The sequence below is a fragment of the Burkholderia cepacia genome, from assembly GCF_001718835.1.
In the GTDB taxonomy this organism is placed as follows: domain Bacteria; phylum Pseudomonadota; class Gammaproteobacteria; order Burkholderiales; family Burkholderiaceae; genus Burkholderia; species Burkholderia cepacia_F.
The window spans coordinates 2,707,555-2,729,605 of the sequence record NZ_CP013443.1; the positions used below are offsets into that span (position 1 = coordinate 2,707,555).

Below are 22,051 nucleotides of genomic sequence, written 5' to 3' on the forward strand. Positions count from 1 at the left end.
TTTCGTCCTTACTTCACCACCCAGATGTTCAGCGGCGACATCATCCAGCAGCCGACCACGACCACCCAGATCACCGTGACGGGCAGGAACACCTTCCAGCCCAGGCGCATGATCTGGTCGTAACGGTAGCGCGGGAACGTCGCGCGGACCCAGATGAACACCGACAGCAGTGCGAAGACCTTCAGCACCAGCCAGAAGATGCCCGGGATGAACGACAGGAATTCGAACGGTGCGTCCCAGCCACCGAGGAACAGCGTCGCAGCCAGCGCCGAGATCACGATCATGTTGATGTACTCGGCGAGGAAGAACAGCGCGAACGCCATGCCCGAGTAATCGATCATGTGACCGGCAACGATTTCCGACTCCCCTTCCACCACGTCGAACGGGTGGCGGTTCGTTTCGGCGATGCCCGAGATGAAGTACACGACGAACGCCGGCAGCAGCGGCAGCCAGTTCCACGACAGGAAGTTCACGCCGTGGCCGGCGAAGAAGCCGTGCTGTTGCGAACCGACGATTTCCGACAGGTTCAGGCTGCCGGCCGTCATCAGCACCAGCACCAGCGCGAAGCCCATCGAGATTTCGTACGACACCATCTGTGCCGCGGCGCGCATCGCGCCGAGGAACGCGTACTTCGAGTTCGATGCCCAGCCCGCGAGAATCACCGCATACACGCCGATCGACGAGATCGCCATCGCGTACAGCAGGCCCGCGTTCACGTTCGCGAGGACCGCTTCGGCCTGGAACGGGATCACGGCCCACACGGCGAACGCCGGCACGACGGTCATCACCGGCGCGATCAGGTACAGCCAGCGGCTGGCGGCGCTCGGCTGAATGACTTCCTTCAGCAGCAGCTTCAGCACGTCGGCGATCGGCTGCAGCAGACCGCCGGGGCCGACACGGTTCGGGCCGAGACGCACGTGCATCCAGCCGATCAGCTTGCGTTCCCACAGAATCAGGTACGCGACGCACAGCAGGATGACGACGGAGACGACGAGGATGCGCACGATGGCCCACACCGTCGGCCATGCGAAACCGAGAAGCTGGGACCCGCCCGCGTTGATCGTATCGAACAAGCTCATTTACGCCTTCTCCACCACCAGTTCACCGGACAGGCTGCCGAGCGCTGCGCCGGCAGGCGTTGCCGCCGACACGCGAACGACCGTCTCCGCAAGATTCGCGTCGCGCACGGCCGGCAACTGCACCGCACGCTCGCCCTGGCGCACGCGCACCGCGTCGCCTTCCTTCAAGCCCAGCTTGTCGAACAGCGCGGCCGGCAGCGCTGCGGCATTCGCCGCCTTCGCGGCGGCCGTCAGGTGCAGCGCACCTGCACGGCGCACGAGCGCGTCGGCGTGATAGATCGGCACATCGGCCAGGCGCTCGAAGCCGCCGTTCGCGGCATTCGCGGCCGCGCGCACCGGCGCGACCGACGTCTGGTTCGACAGGCGGCCCGCGACGCCGGCGTCGCCGAGCGCAGCGAGACGCACTTCTTCCGCGGTCTCGTACTCGAAGTTCGGCAGGCCGAGCAGGCTGCCGAGCACGCGCAGCACCTTCCAGCCCGGACGCGTGTCGCCGAGCGGGCGCACGACGCCGTTGAAGCTCTGCACGGTGCCTTCCGCATTCACGTACGTGCCGGCCGTTTCCGTGAACGGCGCAACCGGCAGCAGCACGTCGGCGTAGTCGAGGCCGTGCTTGAACGGCGACATCACGACGACCATTTCCGCCTGGTTCAGCGCGGCCAGTGCCTGTGCCGGATCAGCGGTGTCGAATTCCGGCTCGACGTTCAGCAGCACGTAGCCCTTGCGCGGCTGCGCGAACGCTTCACGTGCGTTCAGGCCGCCTTCGCCCGGCAGTGCACCGACGACGTGCGCGCCGACCGTGTTCGCCGCTTCCGTCAGGAAGCCGAACGTGGCGCCGGTGTTGTCGGCGATCCACTGGGCGACAGCGTGCAGCTTCGCGAATTCCGGATGGCGGACCGCGACGTTGCCGAGCAGCACCGCACGGCGTTCGCCGTTCGCGAGCGACTGGGCGACAGCTTGCGCAGCCGGCGATGCGGTGACGCCTGCCAGCGCGTCGGGCAGCGCGACGCCGCGCAGTTGCGCGACCGCGGCAGCGATGCCGGCCAGCTGGTCGAGCCATGCCGACGGCGCGGCAACGATGCGCTGCGCGGTCGGGATCAGCGAATCGTCATCGGTCGCGTGCAGGAAGTGCAGCTTCGCGCCGTTCTTCGCAGCCTGACGCAGGCGCGATGCGAACAGCGGGTGGTCGCGGCGCAGGAACGAACCGACGACGAACGCGGCGTCCACGTTCGACAGATCGGCGATCGGCATGCCGAGCCACGGTGCGCCCTGGACGGGCGCCGAGAAATCCTGCTGACGCAGACGGAAATCGACGTTCGGCGTCTTCAGTTCGTTGGCGAGCTGCTTCACGAGGAACAGCTCTTCAGCCGTGCTGTGCGCGCTCGCGAGCATCGCCAGCGCGTTCGCGCCGTGATCCGCGGCGATACCCTTCAGGCCCTTCGCGACGTATTCGAGCGCGGTCTGCCAGTCGGTTTCGATCCACTGGCCGCCCTGCTTCAGCATCGGCTTCGTCAGGCGCTCTTCGCTGTTGAGGCCTTCGTACGAGAAGCGGTCCTTGTCCGAGATCCAGCATTCGTTGATCGCTTCGTTCTCGAACGGCAGCACGCGCATCACGCGGTTGTTCTTCACCTGCACGACGAGGTTCGCGCCGACGGAATCGTGCGGGCTCACCGACTTGCGGCGCGACAGTTCCCACGTACGGGCGCTGTAGCGGAACGGCTTGCTGGTCAGCGCGCCGACCGGGCACAGGTCGATCATGTTGCCCGACATTTCGGAGTCGACCGTCTTGCCGACAAACGTCGTGATTTCCGAATGCTCGCCGCGGCCCAGCATGCCGAACTCCATCACGCCGGCGATTTCCTGGCCGAAGCGGACGCAGCGCGTGCAGTGGATGCAGCGCGACATCTCTTCCATCGAGATCAGCGGGCCCACGTTCTTGTGGAACACCACGCGCTTTTCTTCCGAGTAGCGCGACGACGACTTGCCGTAGCCGACCGCCAGATCCTGCAGCTGGCATTCGCCGCCCTGATCGCAGATCGGGCAGTCGAGCGGGTGGTTGATGAGGAGGAATTCCATCACCGACTGCTGCGCCTTCACGGCCTTGTCGGATTGCGTATGGACGATCATGCCGGCCGACACGGGGGTCGCGCAGGCAGGCACGGCCTTCGGCATCTTCTCGACTTCGACGAGACACATCCGGCAGTTGGCCGCAACCGACAGTTTCTTGTGATAGCAGAAGTGAGGAATGTACGTATCCGCCTTGTGCGCAGCCTGGATCACCATGCTGCCTTCGGGCACCTCGACCTTCTTGCCGTCTATTTCAAGTTCAACCATGATGGTGAATGGTCCTTAACCTATTTCCGCCCGTTCGCGCCTTCGCCCGACCGTGCGCTCAAATTCCGCAACCGGTTCGCTTCAGGCTGCCGCCGCGTGCGCGTGGCCGCCGACCATGCAGTGCTTGTGCTCGACGTGGTACGCGAATTCGTCCCAGTAGTGCTTGAGCATCCCGCGTACCGGCATCGCCGCCGCATCGCCGAGTGCGCAGATCGTGCGGCCCATGATGTTCTCGGCCACCGAGTTCAGCAGGTCCAGATCTTCCTGGCGGCCTTCGCCGTGCTCGATACGGTTCACGACGCGATACAGCCAGCCGGTGCCTTCGCGGCACGGCGTGCACTGGCCGCACGATTCCTCGTAGTAGAAGTACGACAGGCGCAGCAGCGAGCGCACCATGCAGCGCGTCTCGTCCATCACGATCACCGCGCCGGAACCGAGCATCGAGCCCGCCTTCGCGATCGAATCGTAGTCGAGATCCGTCTGCATCATGATGTCGCCCGGGATCACCGGTGCCGACGACCCGCCCGGAATCACGGCCTTGATCTTCTTGCCGCCGCGCATCCCGCCGGCGAGCTCCATCAACGTCGCGAACGGCGTGCCGAGCGGCACTTCGTAGTTGCCCGGACGCTCGACGTCGCCCGACACCGAGAAGATCTTCGTGCCGCCGTTGTTCGGCTTGCCGATCTCGAGGTAGTTCTGCGGCCCGATGGACAGCAGGAACGGCACGGCGGCGAACGTCTCGGTGTTGTTGATCGTGGTCGGCTTGCCGTACACGCCGAAGCTCGCCGGGAACGGCGGCTTGAAGCGCGGCTGGCCCTTCTTGCCTTCGAGCGACTCGAGCAGCGCCGTTTCCTCGCCGCAGATGTACGCGCCGTAACCGTGGTGCGCGTGCAGCTGGAACGAGAATTCCGAGCCCATGATGTTGTCGCCGAGGAAACCCGCGGCACGCGCTTCATCGAGCGCGGCCTCGAAGCGTCGATACACTTCGAAGATTTCGCCGTGGATGTAGTTGTAGCCGACGGTGATGCCCATCGCATACGCGCCGATGGCCATGCCTTCGATCAGCGCATGCGGGTTCCAGCGCAGGATGTCGCGATCCTTGAACGTGCCCGGTTCGCCTTCGTCCGAGTTGCAGACGAGATACTTCTGCCCCGGGAACTGGCGCGGCATGAAGCTCCACTTCAGGCCGGTCGGGAAGCCCGCACCGCCACGGCCACGCAGGCCCGACGCTTTCACGTCGGCGATCACCTGCTCCGGCGGAATCTTTTCTTCGAGAATGCGGCGCAGCTGCTTGTAGCCGCCGCGCGCAACGTAGTCTTCGAGATGCCAGTTCTCGCCGTTCAGACCAGCGAGGATCAGCGGTTTGATGTGACGGTCGTGGAGGGACGTCATTTCGAGAGCTCCTCAAGCAGCTGGTCGATCTTCTCGCGGCTCATGAAGCTGCACATTCTGTGATTGTTCACCAGCAGCACCGGCGCATCGCCGCACGAGCCCATGCATTCGCCTTCCTTCAGCGTGAACTTGCCGTCGGGCGTGGTCTCGCCGAAGCCGATGCCCAGCTTCTGTTTCAGGTAGTCGGCAGTCGCTTCCGCGCCACCGTGCGGGCCGAGCTGGCACGGCAGGTTCGTGCAGAGCGTGATCTTGTGCTTGCCGACCGGTTTGAGCTCGTACATCGTGTAGAACGTCGCGACTTCCTGCACGGCAACGGCCGGCATGCCGAGATAGTCCGCGACGAACTGCATCAGTTCGGGCGACAGCCAGCCGTGCTCTTCCTGAGCGACGGCCAACGCCGACATCACGGCGGACTGTTTCTGATCGGCGGGATACTTCGTCAACGCTCGATCGATTTCCTTCAGGCCTTCAGCTGAGATCATTTTCAGACACGACTCTTTCAATTCCTACCGAACGAACAACCTGCCGCACACTGGGGTGCATGGACGGCAGACCTGGCGCTCACTCTGTTGACAGCTTGCGAAGCCGCGCCGGTTCAGCGCATGCAGCATGTGACTTCGCGTGTGACTTACCGCTCGCCGCCCGCGAGACAAACGGGCGGCGCAACCATTAGCGATCGATTTCGCCGAACACGATGTCCTGCGTACCGATGATCGTGACGGCGTCGGCGATCATGTGACCGCGCGCCATTTCGTCGAGCGACGCCAGGTGCGCAAAACCCGGCGCGCGAATCTTGAGGCGATACGGCTTGTTGGCACCGTCCGACACGAGGTAGATGCCGAACTCACCCTTCGGATGCTCGACCGCCGCGTACGCTTCGCCTTCCGGCACATGGAAACCTTCGGTGAAGAGCTTGAAGTGGTGAATCAAGTCTTCCATGTTGGTCTTCATGCCGACGCGCGACGGCGGTGCAACCTTGTGATTGTCGGTCATCACCGGGCCCGGATTCTTGCGGAGCCACTCAATACACTGTTTCGCGATGCGGATCGACTGGCGCATTTCTTCGACGCGAACCAGGTAGCGGTCGTAGCAATCGCCGTTCACGCCGACCGGCACGTCGAAATCCATGCGATCGTACACTTCGTACGGCTGCTTCTTGCGCAGGTCCCAGGCGATGCCCGAGCCGCGCAGCATCGGTCCCGTCAGGCCCATCTGCAGCGCACGTTCCGGGCTGACCACACCGATCCCGACCAGACGCTGCTTCCAGATCCGGTTGTCGGTGAGCAGCGTCTCGTATTCGTCGACGCACTTCGGGAAGCGCGTGAAGAAGTCGTCGATGAAGTCGAGCACCGAGCCGCTGCGCGCTTCGTTCATCTTCGCGAGCGCCTTCTCGTTGCGAATCTTCGACGCCTTGTATTGCGGCATTGCGTCAGGCAGGTCGCGGTAGACGCCGCCCGGACGGTAGTACGCCGCGTGCATCCGGGCACCGGACACCGCTTCGTACACGTCCATCAGGTCTTCGCGTTCGCGGAATGCATACAGGAACACGGCCATCGCGCCGACGTCGAGTGCGTGCGCGCCGATCCACATCAGGTGGTTCAGCACGCGCGTGATCTCGTCGAACAGCACGCGGATGTACTGGGCGCGCTCGGGCACTTCGATGCCGAGCAGCTTTTCGATCGCGAGCACGTAGCCGTGCTCGTTGACCATCATCGACACGTAGTCGAGACGATCCATGTACGGCACGGACTGGATGAAGGTTTTGGATTCCGCGAGCTTTTCCGTCGCGCGGTGCAGCAGGCCGATGTGCGGATCGGCACGCTGGATGACTTCGCCGTCGAGCTCGAGCACGAGGCGCAGCACGCCGTGCGCTGCCGGGTGCTGCGGGCCGAAGTTGAGCGTGTAGTTCTTGATTTCTGCCATGACGCCCCCTTAATGTTTCAGACCGCCATAACGATCCTCGCGGATCACGCGCGGCGTGATTTCGCGCGGCTCGATCGTCACCGGCTGGTACACGACCCGCTTCTCTTCCGGGTCGTAACGCATTTCGACGTAGCCCGACACCGGGAAGTCCTTGCGGAACGGGTGACCGATGAAGCCGTAGTCGGTGAGGATGCGGCGCAGGTCGGGGTGGCCTTCGAACACGATGCCGTACAGGTCGAACGCTTCGCGCTCGTACCAGTTCGCGGAGGTCCAGATGTCGACCAGCGATGCCACGATCGGCAGGTCGTCGTCCGGCGCGAATGTGCGCAGGCGCAGACGCCAGTTGTTCGTGACCGACAGCAGGTGCGACACGGCCGCGAAACGCGGGCCGTCGTAGGCGCCGTCGCCGAAGGTCTGGTAGTCGACGCCGCACAGGTCGATCAGCTGCTCGAAACGGAGCTTCGGATCGTCGCGCAGCGTCTTTGCGACTTCGAGGTAATCGCTCGCCTTCACGACGAGCGTCAGTTCACCGATCGCTTCGGTGAGGCTCACCACGCGCGCGCCGAGCGCGGCTTCGAGGTTTGCCTTGAGGGTCTCGATTTTGCTTGCCATATTGAGGGGACGCTCGGGGCTTTATTGACGGGCGATGGTATTGGTGCGGCGGATCTTCGCCTGAAGCTGGATCACGCCGTAGACCAGCGCCTCGGCCGTGGGCGGACAGCCCGGCACGTAGACGTCGACCGGCACGATCCGGTCGCAGCCGCGAACCACCGAGTACGAGTAGTGGTAGTAGCCACCGCCGTTCGCGCACGACCCCATCGAGATCACCCAGCGCGGCTCGGCCATCTGGTCGTACACGCGGCGCAGCGCGGGCGCCATCTTGTTGCAGAGCGTGCCGGCGACGATCATCACGTCCGACTGGCGCGGGCTCGGGCGGAACACGACGCCGAACCGGTCAAGGTCGTAACGGGCCGCGCCCGCATGCATCATTTCGACGGCGCAACACGCGAGCCCGAACGTCATCGGCCACAGCGAGCCGGTACGCGTCCAGTTGATCAGCTTGTCAGCCGTCGTGGTGACAAACCCTTCCTTCAAGACCCCTTCGATACTCATTTGCTTTCCACTCCAGACGAGCGACCGAGCGTGGCCGCCCATGCAAACCGGCGATTAACCCATCACTCCCAGTCGAGGCCGCCTTTCTTCCAGATATAGGCAAAGCCCAGCAGGAATTCGAGCAGAAAAATCATCATTGCGATGAAACCCGGCCAGCCGATATCCCGGAGCGCGACGCCCCACGGAAACAGGAATGCGGTTTCGAGATCGAAGATGATGAACAGGATGGCGACGAGGTAGTACCGGACGTCGAATTTCATCCGGGCGTCTTCAAAGGCTTCGAAGCCGCACTCGTACGGTGCGTTCTTCTCGACGTCCGGCTTGTTGGGACCAAGGAGCTTGCCGATGCTGACCAGCGCTATACCTAAACCAGTGCCCACGAGGAGGAACAACAAGACGGGGTAATAGGCTGCGAGGTTCAAGGCAATCCTCTATCGGTTGGTTCTGAGCGTCCGGAGAATACCACTTCCGGCGGAAGGAATCATTTCGGAGTGCATGCGATCGCAAGACAACCGCAAGCACACCCCAGAAATGAAAAATGCCAGCCACTAGAAGCGGCTGGCATTGAGTAACTTTGGTGCCGACGGCGAGACTCGAACTCGCACAGCTTTCGCCACTACCCCCTCAAGATAGCGTGTCTACCAATTTCACCACGTCGGCACTGCATGCAACCGGGGTTGTAACTACTTGTTTCCCGCGAATCGCTTCAAGAATTAAATTCTAACCCGAGTTCCGGAATTGTTCAACGCACAATCGCAAAAAATTTAACTTTTTATTTCGGGACGTCCTGGCCCGGCGCGCTCGCAGCCGAACCCGCAACGGCGGCGGATGCCGCGACTACCGGCGCCGATGCTGCAGGTGCCGATGCCGGCGCAGTCGCTGCCGTGCCGAGCACGCCGGCCGACGGCGTCGACTTGTACGAGCCGAGGTACGTCAGCGCCAGCGTCGCGACGAAGAAGATCGTCGCGAGAATGCCCGTCGTACGCGACAGGAAGTTCGCCGACCCCGTGGCACCGAACAGGCTGCCCGACGCGCCGCTGCCGAACGCAGCGCCCATGTCGGCACCCTTGCCGTGCTGCAGCAGCACGAGACCAATCACACCGAGTGCAGACAGCACCTGCACCACAATAATCAGCGTCTTGAATAACAGCATCACACCCACCCGATTGGATCGGGCGACCGGAACGGCCGGCCGCCCTCATGGTTCAATTCGATCTCGGACCGCTTAGCGCGCGGCCCGGCAGATCGCCAGGAAATCTTCCGCCTTCAGCGACGCGCCGCCGATCAGGCCGCCGTCGATGTCCGGCTGCGCGAACAGCTCTTCCGCGTTGTCCGGCTTCACGCTGCCGCCGTACAGCACGGACACGTCCGCCGCACCCTTTGCCGCGAGACGCGCACGCAGGAACGCGTGCACGTCCTGCGCCTGCGCCGACGTCGCGCTCTTGCCCGTGCCGATCGCCCAGACCGGCTCGTAAGCGACGACGATGCGCGCGGCCTCGTCGGCCGTCAGCACGGCCAGCACCGCGTCGAGCTGCGCACCGACCACCTGCTCGGTCGCACCGGACTCGCGCTCGTCGAGCGTCTCGCCGACACACACGACCGGCGTGAGCCCCGCCGCGAGCGCGCGCTGGGTCTTTGCGGCGACCGTCTCGTTGCGCTCGCCGTGATACGCGCGACGCTCCGAATGACCGACGATCGCGTAGCGTGCGCCGAACTCCGCGACCATCGCGGCCGCCACTTCGCCGGTGAACGCACCCTGCTCGTGCGCCGACACGTCCTGCGCCCCCCAGGCGACACGGCCGCCGTCGAGCTGCGCCTGAACCTGCGCGAGATACGGGAACGGCACGCACACGCCGACCGACGTTTCGGCCGCCACCGCGCCCGCACCCTGCACCACTTCGTTCAGCAACGCCTGGTTGCCGGCCAGCCGGCCGTGCATCTTCCAGTTGCCGATCACACGCTTAGTTCTCTGTTTCGACATCGTGTCTGTCTCGTCATCGACAGGCCGGCGACCGGCCGTCAGGTTTGATCTGGCGAAGCAAACCGGCGATTTTACTGCGCACGGCTTGAACCGGTCAAACCGCGCATGTCAAGCCCGGCCGACCAGCTGTGACCGGCAAGGCGCGGCCGGCCGGTCAGCTGTTCGCGCCCCAATCGAGCATGATCTTGCCGGTATGCTCGCTGCTTTCCATCAGCGCATGCGCCTGCGCGGCATCTGCGGCCGGCAATACACGATAGATCACCGGCTTGATGCGGCCATCGGCAATCAGCGGCCACACGCGCGCCTTCAGTTGCGCGGCGATCTGCGCCTTGAACTCGACCGGACGCGGGCGCAGCGTCGAACCCGTGATCGTCAGCCGGCGACGCAGGATCTCGCCGAGGTTGACGTCGGCCTTGGCGCCGCCGAGCAGCGCGATCAGCACGAGACGGCCGCCATCCGCGAGCGCGGACAGTTCGCGCGGCACGTACGAGCCTGCCACCATGTCGAGGATCACGTCGACGCCGCGATCGTGCGTCAGCGACTTCACGACCTCGACGAAGTCTTCCGTCTTGTAGTTGATCGCGCGCTCGGCGCCGAGCGCCTCGCACGCGCGGCACTTGTCGGCGCTACCGGCCGTCGCGAACACGCGAAAGCCGAGCGCATGCGCGATCTGGATCGCCGTCACGCCGATGCCGCTCGAGCCGCCCTGCACGAGCAGCGTCTCCTGCCCGCCGCCCTCGCCCGCGCCGAGCTGCGCACGGTCGAACACGTTGCTCCACACGGTGAAGAACGTTTCGGGCAGCGACGCGGCTTCGATATCGGTGAGGCCGCCGGGAACCGGCAGGCATTGCAGCAGCGGCGCGACCGCGTACTCGGCATAACCGCCGCCCGCGAGCAGCGCACACACACGATCGCCCAGCTTCAGGCCGAACGGGTTCAGCGCCGCGTCGGACAGGTCGCCGCCGACGATCTCGCCCGCAACCTCGAGGCCCGGCAGGTCCGACGCGCCCGGCGGCGGCGCATACGCGCCCTTGCGCTGGAACACGTCGGGCCGGTTCACGCCGGAAGCCGCCACCTTGATCAGCACTTCGCCGCGCTTCGGTTCGGGGCGCGGACGCTCCGCGAGTTTCAGCACGTCGGGGGCGCCGAATTCGATGATTTCGATGGCTTTCATGGCGATGGTCGCTCCGGGATCGGGATCGGAATCGGATGGGCGTGCCCGTGCGCGGCACGGGCACGTGGCCGGCGCTGCTGCGCCGCACAACGATGCTACAGAAAAAACGGCCGGCACGCTTTCGCACTGCCGGCCGTTGGTCCGCCTGCCCGCTTACTGCTGCGGCGGCGTGTCCGACTGTGCCGCTGCCGCTGCTTCATTCAGCAGCGCCTTCGCCGACAGGCGCACGCGACCCTTTTCGTCCGTCTGGATGACCTTGACCTTCACTTGCTGGCCTTCCTTCAGGTAGTCGTTGATGTCCTTCACACGCTCGTTGACGATTTCCGAGATGTGCAGCAGGCCATCCTTGCCCGGCAGCAGGTTCACGATCGCGCCGAAATCGAGCAGCTTCAGAACCGTACCCTCGTACACCTGGCCGACTTCGATCTCGGCCGTGATGTTCTCGATGCGCTTCTTCGCTTCGGCCATGCCGTCGCTGTTCGTGCTCGCGATCGTCACGACGCCGTCGTCCGAGATGTCGATGGTCGTACCCGTTTCTTCCGTCAGCGCGCGGATCACCGAACCGCCCTTGCCGATCACGTCGCGAATCTTTTCCGGGTTGATCTTGATCGTGATCATGCGCGGCGCGAATTCCGACAGTTGCGTGTTCGCACCCGAAACCGCCGACGTCATCTTGCCGAGGATGTGCATGCGGCCTTCCTTCGCCTGCGCGAGCGCGACCTGCATGATTTCCTTCGTGATGCCCTGGATCTTGATGTCCATCTGCAGCGCCGTCACACCTTGCTCCGTGCCGGCCACCTTGAAGTCCATGTCGCCGAGGTGATCTTCGTCGCCGAGGATGTCGGTCAGCACCGCGAACTTGTTGCCTTCGAGGATCAGGCCCATCGCGATACCCGCGACGTGCGCCTTCATCGGCACGCCGGCGTCCATCAGCGCGAGGCAGCCGCCGCACACCGACGCCATCGACGACGAACCGTTCGATTCGGTGATTTCCGACACGACGCGGATCGAGTAGCCGAATTCGTCAGCGCTCGGCAGGCACTTGACCAGCGCGCGCTTCGCGAGGCGGCCGTGGCCGATTTCGCGACGCTTCGGCGAGCCGACGCGGCCCGTTTCGCCGGTCGCGAACGGGGGCATGTTGTAATGGAGCATGAAGCGTTCGCGGTACTCGCCTTCGAGCGCGTCGATGATCTGCTCGTCACCCTTGGTGCCGAGCGTCGCGACGACCAGCGCCTGCGTTTCGCCGCGCGTGAACAGCGCCGAGCCGTGGGTACGCGGCAGCACGCCCGTGCGGATCTCGATCGGGCGCACGGTGCGCGTGTCGCGGCCGTCGATACGCGGCTCGCCGTTCAGGATCTGCGAACGGACGATCTTCGCTTCGATGTCGAACAGCACGTTGCCGACCGTGGCCTTGTCGGCCGCTGCCGTACCGGCTGCCTGCGCGTCTTCCTCGAGCTTCGCCGAGGTCGCCGCGTAAACTTCCTTCAGCTTCGTCGAACGCGCCTGCTTGTCGCGCAGCTGGTAAGCGGCGAGCAGGTCGTTCTGCGCCAGCTCGGTCACGCGTGCGATCAGCGCCTCGTTCTTCGGCGCCGGCTGCCAGTCCCACTCGGGCTTGCCGCCTTCGCGCACCAGTTCGTGGATCGCGTCGATCGCGACCTGCATCTGCTCGTGGCCGAACACCACGGCGCCCAGCATCACCTCTTCCGACAGCTGGTCGGCTTCCGATTCGACCATCAGCACCGCACGTTCCGTACCCGCGACGACGAGGTCGAGGCTCGACGCCTTGATCTGGTCACGCGTCGGGTTCAGCACGTACGCGTTGTCGATGTAGGCGACGCGCGCGGCACCGACCGGGCCGTTGAACGGCAGGCCCGACACAGCGAGCGCAGCCGATGCGCCGATCAGCGCGGGGATGTCCGCCGGGATTTCCGGGTTCACGGACAGCACGTGGATCACGACCTGGACTTCGTTGTAGAAGCCTTCCGGGAACAGCGGGCGCAGCGGACGGTCGATCAGGCGCGACGTCAGCGTCTCGTGCTCCGACGGACGGCCTTCGCGACGGAAGAAGCCACCCGGGATCTTGCCGGCCGAGTAGGTCTTCTCGAGGTAGTCGACGGTCAGCGGGAAGAAATCCTGGCCCGGCTTCGCCGACTTCGCGCCGACGACGGTTGCCAGCACGACGGTGTCTTCGACGTCGACGATCACGGCGCCGCTTGCCTGGCGGGCGACTTCACCGGTTTCGAGGCGCACCTTGTGCTGGCCCCACTGGAATTCCTTCACGACCTTGTTGAACATGGACATGGTTGCTCCTTTGTATTCATGCATTTCATTCGCCGCGCCGGCCATCCCGCGCGGCGGCGTCCCGACCGAATCACCCGGAGCAAGGTGTGTTTTTTATGCCATTCCAGCGCGGCACTCGTGCAGCGACGCGCTGGAATGACACAAATCCTGCCCCGGTACCGGTCGTGGCGGCGGCCCCGCACGAACGTGCCGGACAGCCTGCGATGCGTGTGACGCTACGCACCGCGCAAAAACAAAATGCCTGTATCAGCGGACTGACACAGGCATCTTGCTGGCGGCAATCGCCTCGATTACTTACGCAGACCCAGCTTCTCGATCAGTGCGCGGTAACGGTCGGCATCCTTGCCCTTGAGGTAGTCGAGCAGCTTGCGGCGACGGCTCACCATGCGCAGCAGGCCGCGGCGGCTGTGGTGATCCTTCGCGTGGGTCTTGAAGTGACCCGTCAGTTCGACGATACGTGCGGTCAGCAGTGCGACCTGGACTTCGGGCGACCCCGTGTCGTTCGTACCGCGGGCGAACTGAGCAACGACTTCCGACTTCTTGATATCTGCAACAGACATGAGATTTCCTTGGTTTCTACTTGGTTTCTACTTTCTAACTGAACAGGCGGACACGGAAGAATGGCCGTGCCGTGACTTACAACCGGCGGGCATTGTAGCACAACTCCGCAACGATCCGAACCGCTTTGTCACGGGCGCGTCATCGAGCACGTCGACGGCGCGTCCGTCTGCGGCGGCGGGACCGCCAGCACGGTGCGAAACCCGTAGCCCGATCCCTCGTTGTCGAAGCGCACGCCCGGCGTGCCGGCCTTGTCCATCTCCATCACATAAAGGGGCTGGATCAACTGATGGTCCTGCGGGCGCATCCGCGACGCGTGGAAGCCGTCGTCGAACGACAGGCCCTCGAGCGCGCGCGCGACCGCCACCGGATCGGCCGAGCCGGCCCGGTTCATGGCCGCCGCGACCATCTCGACCATCAGGCTCATGCGGCGTACCGGATAGTCGTCCTGGGCAGCCGGAAAACGGTTCCGGAACGCCCGGTAGAACGCGTCGGATTTCGCGCCGCCGGCGTTCGGATGCCAGTCCGCCACGGCGACGACCCGCCCGACACCGGCGTCGCCGAGCGCCGCCGGCGCGCCGAGGCTGTTGCCGTAGAACGTATAGAACCTCGCATTCAGCCCCTGCTCGCGCGCCGCCTTCACGAGCAGCGTGAGGTCGTTGCCCCAGTTGCCGGTCACGACGGCGTCCGCGCCGCTCGCGCGGACCTTCGCGATGTACGGCGAGAAATCCTTGATCCGGCCGATCGGGTGGAACTCGTCGCCGGCGATCGCCACGTCCGAGCGCCGCGCGGCCAGCGCCTGCCGTGCGAGCGTGCTGACGTCGTGGCCGAAACTGTAGTCCTGGTTCAGCAGGTAGACCTTGCGCAGCGCGCGGTCGCGCGCCATCACGTCCGCGAGTGCGGCCATCCGCATGCCGGCGTGCGCATCGAAGCGGAAATGCCAGAAACTGCAGCGCGCGCCGGTCAGCGCCGGATCGTCGGCCGAATAGTTGAGGAACAGCATCCGGTTGTCCGGATCGCGCGCGTTCAGCTTGTCGAGCGCCGCGACGAGGGCGGCCGCGACGGCCGAGCTGTTGCCCTGCGTGACGAAGCCGATATGGCGATCCGCGGCCGCGCGCAGCTGCACGAGCGCCTCCTCGGGACTGCCCTTGCTGTCGAGCACGACGAGTTCGAGCGGGTGCGCGCCGTCGCGCAGCTTCACGCCGCCCGCCGCGTTCACCTGCTCGACGCCGAAGCGCAGGTTGCGCTCGACCGCCGCGCCCGCGTTCGCGAACGGGCCCGACATCCCCTCGATCAGCGCGATCCGCACCGGCTCGCCGCCGGCAAATGCGGACGACACCAGCATCCACCCCGCGCTCAACGCGAGCGCGCACCGCTTCCATATCTGCATCGGCTTGCCTGCCCCCGAATCCGCGTGAGAAGCGCGGATCATAGGCCCGGGCGCCCCGCGCGGGCAAGCGCGCGAGCGCTCGCGCGATCCCGCACCGAATTTTTCCGGGCCGCGCGCCGGAATGCGCGGTCCGTGATACAACACGCGTATTCCCCGTGATTCTTGGAGAAACACATGCGTATTCGTGTCCCGGTACTGCTCGCCAGCGCCGCCGCGCTGCTGGCCGGTTGCGCGCAACCGTGGCAGCAATACCAGGCCGGCCAGGACGAGTCGGCGATCGTCGCACGCATGGGCCCGCCGCGCGAGATCTACGACCTGCCCGGCGGCGGCAAGCGCCTGATGTGGCCGACCCAGCCGATGGGCGAGATCACCGTCGCGGCCGACGTCGACGGGTCCGGCAAGATCGTCAACGTGCGCCAGGTCCTGCAGCCGAGCGAGTTCTATCGCGCGGAGATCGGCAAGTGGACCAAGACCGACGTCCTCGTCAACTTCGGACGCCCCGTCGAGACGTCCTACTTCCCGCTGATGAAACGCGAGGTGTGGACGTACCGGTATCTCGAGGACAACGTCTGGTACATGATGTACAGCTTCTACTTCGACCCGCAGGGCATCCTGCGCATCACGCAGAAAACACCCGACCCGTTGCACGACCCCGACCGCCGCAATCTTTTCTAAGCGCGCGGCGCGATTCCAGCGCATTTCCGCAACGGCCATTCACGAATTATTGCGAGAATGGCCTTTCTTTTTTACCGCCACCCTATTTAATCTCAAAATAGAGCAGCAATCCTTTCCGGACCAATGAAGTTCAATAACCATTAACCGGAATCCCCCGCCACACATACCTCCGCGAGAAATCGTATCGGCGATGCATCGAATGCATCAAGCTGGTGCAATCCATGCACTATCTCGATTTAATTTGAAACAATTTGTTTCATTGCCCCCTTGATCTAGGGCATACCCCTAATATCAGTCGAAATTCAACCTTTCAATTCAGAAAGCATCCTAATCCGTCCGTTTCGATGGATTTTCATTTGCTTTCATCAAAAAGGAGTCCTCATGAATCGCCCCAAGAGCATGCTGGTTGCCAACATCGCCTGGGCCCGCGAAACGCGTGAACACACGCCCGGCTTCTTCGACGCGCTCGCGCGCGGCCAGAACCCGCGCGTGCTGTGGATCGGCTGCGCCGACAGCCGCGTGCCGGCCGAAACCATCACGCACTGCGCACCCGGCGAGCTGTTCGTCCATCGCAACATCGCGAACTTGTTCCATCCCGACGACGACAATTCCGCCAGCGTGCTCGAGTACGCGGTGCGTGTGCTGAAGGTCGACCATGTGATCGTGTGCGGGCACTACGGCTGCGGCGGCGTACGCGCATCGCTGCTGCCGCCGCCGTCCGACCTGCCGCACGTCGCACGCCGCATCGCGCCGCTGTGCGCGCTCGCGCGCCGGCACCACGACACGCTCGCCGGCCTCGACCCCGCCGCGGCCGCCGACCGCCTCGCCGAGCTCAACGTGCTCGAACAGGTGCGGCTGCTGCGCGCGTCCCCGATCGTGCGGGGCCGCGAACGGCCGCCGCTCGTGCATGGCTGGATCTTTTCGCTCGCGGACGGCCGCCTGCAGGAACTCGACTCCGGCTACGCGACGCAGCCGGCGGACGCCGCGCCCACGCAGGCGGCGCCCGCACCGGCGCTCGGCTGAACCCCATCCCGACCCACACGCCAACGAAACCGCCCCCGACCATGAAACTGAACCAGCGCCTGTCCACCCTGCCGCGCGACATCGTCGCCGGCGTCGTCGTGTTCCTCGTCGCGCTGCCGCTGTGTCTCGGCATCGCCAATGCATCCGGCGTCGAACCGTTTGCCGGGCTCGTATCCGGCATCGTCGGCGGCATCGTCGTCGCGCTGCTGAGCGGCTCGTCCCTGTCCGTCAGCGGGCCGGCCGCCGGCCTCGTCGTGATCGTCGTCGAAGGTATCGCACAACTCGGCAGCTTCTCCGCATTCCTGCTCGCGGTGCTGCTGTCCGGCGTCCTGCAGTTCGGGTTCGGCATGCTGCGCGCCGGCCGCTTCGCAGCCTATGTCCCTTCACCCGTCATCAAGGGCATGCTCGCCGCGATCGGCCTGCTGCTGATCGTGAAACAGATTCCGTTCGCGTTCGGAATCGGCGGCTCGGCCGCGCAACCGCTCGCCGCGCTGCCCGGCCTGAGCGCCGCGTGGATCGCGGCGGCGATCGCGCTTGCGTCGCTCGCGCTGCTGATCGCGTGGGACACGTCCGCGCTGCGCCGCTTCGTGCTGGTGCGCTCGGTGCCGGCTCCGCTTGCGGTCGTCGTGCTGGGTATCGGCGCCACGCTCGTGCTCGGCGCGCTGGCGCCCGCGCTCGCGCCCGGCGCCGCGCACCGGGTCGCGCTGCCCGAACTCGGCTCGTTCGCGGCCTTCGCGGCGTCGCTCAAGCATGCGGAGCTCGGCCCGAACTTCGCGCAGCTCGTCAATCCGGACGTGTGGCGCGTCGCGATCACGCTCGCGGTCGTCGCGAGCCTCGAGACGCTGCTGAGCCTCGAAGCCGTCGAGCAGATCGACCCGAAGCGCCGGCCGACCCAACCCGATCGCGAACTGAAGGCCCAGGGCGTCGGCAATCTCGTCGCCGGCGCGGTCGGCGGGCTGCCGATCACGTCGGTGATCGTGCGCAGCTCGGTGAACGTCAACGCGGGCGCGCAAAGCCGGATGTCCGCGATCGTGCACGGGATGCTGCTGCTCGCGAGCGTGTTCGCACTCACCGGCCTGATCAACCTGATCCCGCTCGCGAGCCTGGCCGCGATCCTGATCCACACCGGCTTCAAGCTTGCGAAACCGGCGCTGTTCCGCTCGGTGATGAAACAGGGGCCGGCCGCGTTCGTACCGTTCGCCGCGACGATCGCCGGCGTGCTCGCGATCGACCTGCTGTTCGGCATCGCGCTCGGCCTCGCGTGCAGCGTGCTGGCCGTCGCCGTCGCGAACCTGAAGAGCCCCGTGACGCTCGCGCAGCACGACGACCACTTCCTGCTGTCGTTCCGCAAGGACGTGTCGTTTCTCGGCAAGGTACAGGTCAAGCATCACCTGCGGCACATTCCCGATCGGGCCGCGGTGATCATCGACGCGACACGCGCCGACTACATCGATCACGATGTGCTCGAACTGCTCGACGCGTTCGTCGCCGATGCGCCGCGACGCGGCATCGCCGTCGAGTTCCGCCGGCCGTGCCCGCCGCCTCGCGCCGCCGCGCGGCGCTGGCAATTCCGCTCGCCGACCGCGGAGTGAGCGGGCGCGGAATGAAAAAACGCCCCGGCGGCGCAGGGCCGCACGGGGCGTTTCGATCGCGCGCGACGCGGTTACGAGCGCTGCGGATTGAGCTTGTCGTCCTTCGAATGCAGCTTGTTCAGCGCGGAGATGTACGCCTTCGCGGATGCGGCGACGATGTCCGGATCGGTGCCGACGCCGTTGACGATCCGCCCGCTCTTCGACAGCCGGACAGTCACTTCACCCTGCGCCTGCGTACCGGTCGTGATCGCGTTCACCGAGTACAGCAGCAGCTCGGAACCGCTGCCGACTTCGCTCTCGATCGCATTGAACGTCGCGTCGACCGGACCGTTGCCGCGCGCCTCGCCGGTCACTTCCTTGCCTTCGACCCCGAACACGACCTTCGCGTGCGGCTGCTCGCCCGTTTCCGAGTGCTGCGACAGCGACACGAACTTGAAGTGCTCCTGCTCGTGTGCGAGCGCCGATTCCTCGGACACGATCGCGATGATGTCCTCGTCGAAGATCTCGGCCTTGCGATCGGCCAGATCCTTGAAGCGCATGAACGCCGCGTTCAGTTCGCTTTCGCTGTCGAGCGACACGCCAAGCTCCTGCAGGCGCTGCTTGAACGCGTTACGGCCCGACAGCTTGCCGAGCACGATCTTGTTCGCGGTCCAGCCCACGTCTTCCGCACGCATGATCTCGTAGGTATCGCGCGCCTTCAGCACGCCGTCCTGGTGGATGCCCGACGCATGCGCGAACGCGTTCGCGCCGACCACCGCCTTGTTCGGCTGCACGACGAAGCCGGTGATCTGCGACACGAGCTTCGACGTCGGCACGATCTGCGTCGTGTCGATGCCGACGTCGAGGCCGAAGTAGTCCTTGCGGGTCTTCACGGCCATCACGATTTCCTCGAGCGACGTGTTGCCCGCGCGCTCGCCGAGACCGTTGATCGTGCACTCGACCTGACGCGCGCCACCGATCTTCACGCCGGCGAGCGAGTTCGCCACCGCCATCCCGAGGTCGTTGTGGCAATGCACGGAGAAGATCGCCTTGTCCGAGTTCGGAATGCGTTCGCGCAGCGTCTTCACGAGGTTGCCGTAGAGCTCGGGCACGCCGTAGCCGACCGTATCGGCGATGTTGATGGTCGTCGCCCCTTCGGCGATCACGGCTTCCAGCACGCGACACAGGAAATCGAGGTCCGAACGGCTGCCGTCTTCCGGCGAGAATTCGACGTTGTCGGTGAACTGGCGCGCGAAACGCACCGCGAGACGCGCCTGCTCGAACACCTGGTCCGGCGTCATGCGCAGCTTCTTCTCCATGTGCAGCGGCGACGTCGCGATGAACGTGTGGATCCGCGAGCTGTTGGCCGGCTTCAGCGCGTCGGCCGCACGCTGGATGTCCTTGTCGTTGGCCCGCGCCAGCGAGCAGATCGTGCTGTCCTTCACGAGACCGGCGATCGTGTGGATCGCGTCGAAATCGCCGTTCGAGCTGGCCGCGAAGCCAGCCTCGATCACGTCGACCTTCATCCGCTCGAGATGCTTCGCGATGCGGATTTTCTCTTCCTTCGTCATCGACGCGCCGGGCGATTGTTCACCGTCACGCAACGTCGTATCGAAAATGATCAGCTTGTCTGTCATGGGGGGCTCCAGGGCTCTTTGTTCGGAGGTACAACGAGATGGATTCGCGCCACCGCTGGCGACGCTCAACAACAGACGAGGCTTGACGGAGGGCGGGAACGGTCAGCGCGGCAGGCGCGCCGAAGCTGGCGCGCGTAGCGGCGCACCGGCTAGAAGGAGGGGGAGGCGGGAAAATGCAGTCATGCCGACGACTATAGCGGCATTCCGTTGGGCGCGCAATCGGACGACGCCCGAAGCGCGCGTGGAAAAAGGGGCGCAAAAAACGGCGGCCCGCAGGCCGCCGTTTCGGAACGTGTCGCGCGTCAATGCTCGCGCTGCGACGAGCGCGCGGGGTTCGCCCGCCCGCGCACGGCCATGTAGGCCCAGAACACGTAGCCGGACAGCCCGTACAGCACGAACAGGCAGAACAGCATCAGCGGCGGGTCGGACGACACGAGCACGAACGCGACGACGACCAGCAGGATCGCCGCGAACGGCACGCGGTGCCGCACGTCGAGCGCCTTGCCGCTGTAGAACGGCGCGTTCGACACCATCGTCACGCCCGCGTAGATCGTCAGCACGAATGCGACCCACGGCAGCCAGCCGAGCTTCATCGGCACGCGGTTGTCGGTGGCGAGCCATACGAAGCCCGCGATCAGCGCGGCGGCGGCCGGGCTCGGCAGCCCCTGGAAGAAACGCTTGTCGACGACGCCGATGTTCGTGTTGAAGCGCGCGAGGCGCAGCGCGGCGCCCGAGCAGTAGACGAACGCGGCGAGCCAGCCCCAGCGGCCGAGATCCTTCAGCACCCACTCGTACATCACGAGTGCCGGCGCGACACCGAACGACACCATATCCGACAGGCTGTCGAACTGCTCGCCGAACGCGCTCTGCGTATGCGTCATGCGCGCGACGCGCCCGTCCATCCCGTCGAGCACCATCGCGACGAAAATCGCGATCGCGGCGATCTCGAAGCGCACGTTCATCGCCTGCACGACCGCGAAGAAGCCGCAGAACAGCGCGGCGGTCGTGAACGCGTTCGGCAGCAGGTAGATGCCGCGCGTCTTCAGGAACCGCTGGCGCGCGGCGCGGCGGCTCTGCGGCGCCGGATCGGGCGCCATCACCTTGTTGCGGCGGAACGGGCGTGGCGTCTGGCCGGCGCCGTTGCGCGGCCGACGCGGTTTGAATGCGGCCATCGTGCGCCCCGCCGCTTACTGTTCGAGTTCCGCGAGGATCGTCGACGACGCGTAGACCTTCTCGCCGATCGACACCTTCGCGCGGCTGCCGAGCGGCAGGTACACGTCGACGCGCGAACCAAAGCGGATGAAACCGTAGCGCTGGCCGCGCGACAGCGGCTCGCCGGCGCGCACATAGCAGAGAATCCGGCGGGCGACGAGGCCGGCGATCTGCACGGCGGTCACGGTCTTGCCGCTCGCCGTCTGGATCACGACCGCGTTCCGTTCGTTCTCGGTGGACGCCTTGTCGATCGCCGCATTCAGGAACGCACCCGGGAAGTATTCGACCTTGGAGATCGCGCCGTCGACCGGCGAACGCTGCGAATGGACGTTGAAGACATTCATGAACACGCTGATCTTCAGCGCTTCGCGGTTCGCGTACGGGTCCTGCGCGGTCTCGACCGCGACGATGCGGCCGTCTGCCGGGCACAGCACCGCGTTCGGCTGCGCCGGGATCGGGCGCTGCGGATCACGGAAGAACTGGACGACGAAGACGAGCAGCAGCCAGAACGGCCACGCGAAGCCGAAGCCCCCGACGGCATGGATCAACAGCGCGATGACGGCTGCAATCGCGATGAACGGCCAGCCTTCGCGCGCGATGATCGGATGAGGATAGTTCATGGATTCGTTCTGTGTTCGGTGAATTGCAAAGCCCGTAGGATAGCAAAAGCCGCCCGGGGCACTGCTGCCTT

Annotated in this window: 20 protein-coding genes and 1 tRNA gene; 3 read left to right on the forward strand and 18 right to left on the reverse strand. The window is 65.3% G+C overall.

Annotated features, from left to right (window positions below; translation table 11 throughout):
- Positions 1–8: 8 nt before the first annotated feature.
- From nuoH to WT26_RS15750, 15 genes are all read right to left on the reverse strand, one after another.
- Entirely contained in the window at positions 9–1,079 is a 1,071-nt protein-coding gene (gene nuoH / locus WT26_RS15680; protein WP_069273225.1) for an NADH-quinone oxidoreductase subunit NuoH, read from the reverse strand.
- Positions 1,080–3,410 carry an NADH-quinone oxidoreductase subunit NuoG gene (gene nuoG, locus WT26_RS15685; protein ID WP_069273226.1) on the reverse strand — a complete coding sequence of 777 codons (2,331 nt, stop codon included), beginning with the start codon at positions 3,408–3,410 and terminating at the stop codon, positions 1,080–1,082.
- Between the two features lie 81 nt (positions 3,411–3,491).
- Positions 3,492–4,802: an NADH-quinone oxidoreductase subunit NuoF gene (nuoF, locus tag WT26_RS15690; protein ID WP_006478267.1), complete on the reverse strand. Its 1,311-nt coding sequence runs from the start codon at positions 4,800–4,802 to the stop codon at positions 3,492–3,494.
- Positions 4,799–5,284 carry an NADH-quinone oxidoreductase subunit NuoE gene (gene nuoE, locus WT26_RS15695; protein WP_006478266.1) on the reverse strand — a complete coding sequence of 162 codons (486 nt, stop codon included), beginning with the start codon at positions 5,282–5,284 and terminating at the stop codon, positions 4,799–4,801. Before nuoE ends, nuoF begins: the two co-directional genes overlap by 4 nt.
- Before the next feature lie 187 nt (positions 5,285–5,471).
- Positions 5,472–6,725: an NADH-quinone oxidoreductase subunit D gene (locus WT26_RS15700; RefSeq protein WP_006478265.1), complete on the reverse strand. Its 1,254-nt coding sequence runs from the start codon at positions 6,723–6,725 to the stop codon at positions 5,472–5,474.
- Between the two features lie 9 nt (positions 6,726–6,734).
- Complete coding sequence (locus tag WT26_RS15705; protein WP_039370593.1) at positions 6,735–7,337, reverse strand: NADH-quinone oxidoreductase subunit C; 603 nt, start codon at positions 7,335–7,337, stop codon at positions 6,735–6,737.
- A 21-nt stretch (positions 7,338–7,358) separates the two neighbouring features.
- Positions 7,359–7,838 carry a NuoB/complex I 20 kDa subunit family protein gene (locus WT26_RS15710; protein ID WP_006398799.1) on the reverse strand — a complete coding sequence of 160 codons (480 nt, stop codon included), beginning with the start codon at positions 7,836–7,838 and terminating at the stop codon, positions 7,359–7,361.
- A gap of 62 nt (positions 7,839–7,900) precedes the next feature.
- A complete protein-coding gene (locus tag WT26_RS15715) occupies positions 7,901–8,260 on the reverse strand; it encodes an NADH-quinone oxidoreductase subunit A (protein ID WP_006398798.1) in 360 nt (119 codons plus the stop codon).
- 153 nt (positions 8,261–8,413) lie between these two features.
- Positions 8,414–8,498 (reverse strand) — tRNA-Leu (locus WT26_RS15720).
- 112 nt (positions 8,499–8,610) lie between these two features.
- Entirely contained in the window at positions 8,611–8,991 is a 381-nt protein-coding gene (secG, locus tag WT26_RS15725) for a preprotein translocase subunit SecG (RefSeq protein WP_027786867.1), read from the reverse strand.
- Positions 8,992–9,063: 72 nt separating this feature from the next.
- Positions 9,064–9,819 carry a triose-phosphate isomerase gene (tpiA, locus tag WT26_RS15730; protein WP_034184885.1) on the reverse strand — a complete coding sequence of 252 codons (756 nt, stop codon included), beginning with the start codon at positions 9,817–9,819 and terminating at the stop codon, positions 9,064–9,066.
- A 154-nt stretch (positions 9,820–9,973) separates the two neighbouring features.
- Positions 9,974–10,993, reverse strand: coding sequence for an NAD(P)H-quinone oxidoreductase (locus tag WT26_RS15735; protein ID WP_069273227.1), 1,020 nt, complete (start codon positions 10,991–10,993; stop codon positions 9,974–9,976).
- A gap of 153 nt (positions 10,994–11,146) precedes the next feature.
- Entirely contained in the window at positions 11,147–13,294 is a 2,148-nt protein-coding gene (pnp, locus tag WT26_RS15740; RefSeq protein WP_059666951.1) for a polyribonucleotide nucleotidyltransferase, read from the reverse strand.
- Between the two features lie 290 nt (positions 13,295–13,584).
- A complete protein-coding gene (gene rpsO / locus WT26_RS15745) occupies positions 13,585–13,854 on the reverse strand; it encodes a 30S ribosomal protein S15 (RefSeq protein WP_006398792.1) in 270 nt (89 codons plus the stop codon).
- A gap of 128 nt (positions 13,855–13,982) precedes the next feature.
- Positions 13,983–15,242, reverse strand: coding sequence for a branched-chain amino acid ABC transporter substrate-binding protein (locus WT26_RS15750; RefSeq protein WP_069273228.1), 1,260 nt, complete (start codon positions 15,240–15,242; stop codon positions 13,983–13,985).
- A gap of 174 nt (positions 15,243–15,416) precedes the next feature.
- Here WT26_RS15750 and WT26_RS15755 point away from each other — a divergent pair, with 174 nt between their 5' ends.
- The 3 genes from WT26_RS15755 (at position 15,417) to WT26_RS15765 (ending at position 18,532) form a co-directional block, all read left to right on the forward strand.
- Positions 15,417–15,917, forward strand: a complete 501-nt coding sequence (locus tag WT26_RS15755) for a hypothetical protein (protein ID WP_069273229.1) — start codon at positions 15,417–15,419, stop codon at positions 15,915–15,917.
- Between the two features lie 381 nt (positions 15,918–16,298).
- Positions 16,299–16,940 carry a carbonic anhydrase gene (locus WT26_RS15760; RefSeq protein ID WP_069273230.1) on the forward strand — a complete coding sequence of 214 codons (642 nt, stop codon included), beginning with the start codon at positions 16,299–16,301 and terminating at the stop codon, positions 16,938–16,940.
- Positions 16,941–16,981: 41 nt separating this feature from the next.
- Positions 16,982–18,532, forward strand: a complete 1,551-nt coding sequence (locus WT26_RS15765) for a SulP family inorganic anion transporter (protein WP_069273231.1) — start codon at positions 16,982–16,984, stop codon at positions 18,530–18,532.
- A gap of 71 nt (positions 18,533–18,603) precedes the next feature.
- Here WT26_RS15765 and WT26_RS15770 read toward each other — a convergent pair whose 3' ends face one another.
- From WT26_RS15770 to WT26_RS15780, 3 genes are all read right to left on the reverse strand, one after another.
- Positions 18,604–20,148 (reverse strand): 2-isopropylmalate synthase, encoded by a 1,545-nt coding sequence (locus WT26_RS15770; RefSeq protein ID WP_059531165.1) that lies wholly within the window; start codon positions 20,146–20,148, stop codon positions 18,604–18,606.
- Between the two features lie 302 nt (positions 20,149–20,450).
- Complete coding sequence (gene pssA, locus WT26_RS15775) at positions 20,451–21,320, reverse strand: CDP-diacylglycerol--serine O-phosphatidyltransferase (RefSeq protein ID WP_069273232.1); 870 nt, start codon at positions 21,318–21,320, stop codon at positions 20,451–20,453.
- A gap of 15 nt (positions 21,321–21,335) precedes the next feature.
- Positions 21,336–21,980 carry a phosphatidylserine decarboxylase gene (locus tag WT26_RS15780; RefSeq protein ID WP_011352710.1) on the reverse strand — a complete coding sequence of 215 codons (645 nt, stop codon included), beginning with the start codon at positions 21,978–21,980 and terminating at the stop codon, positions 21,336–21,338.
- Between the last annotated feature and the right edge of the window lie 71 nt (positions 21,981–22,051).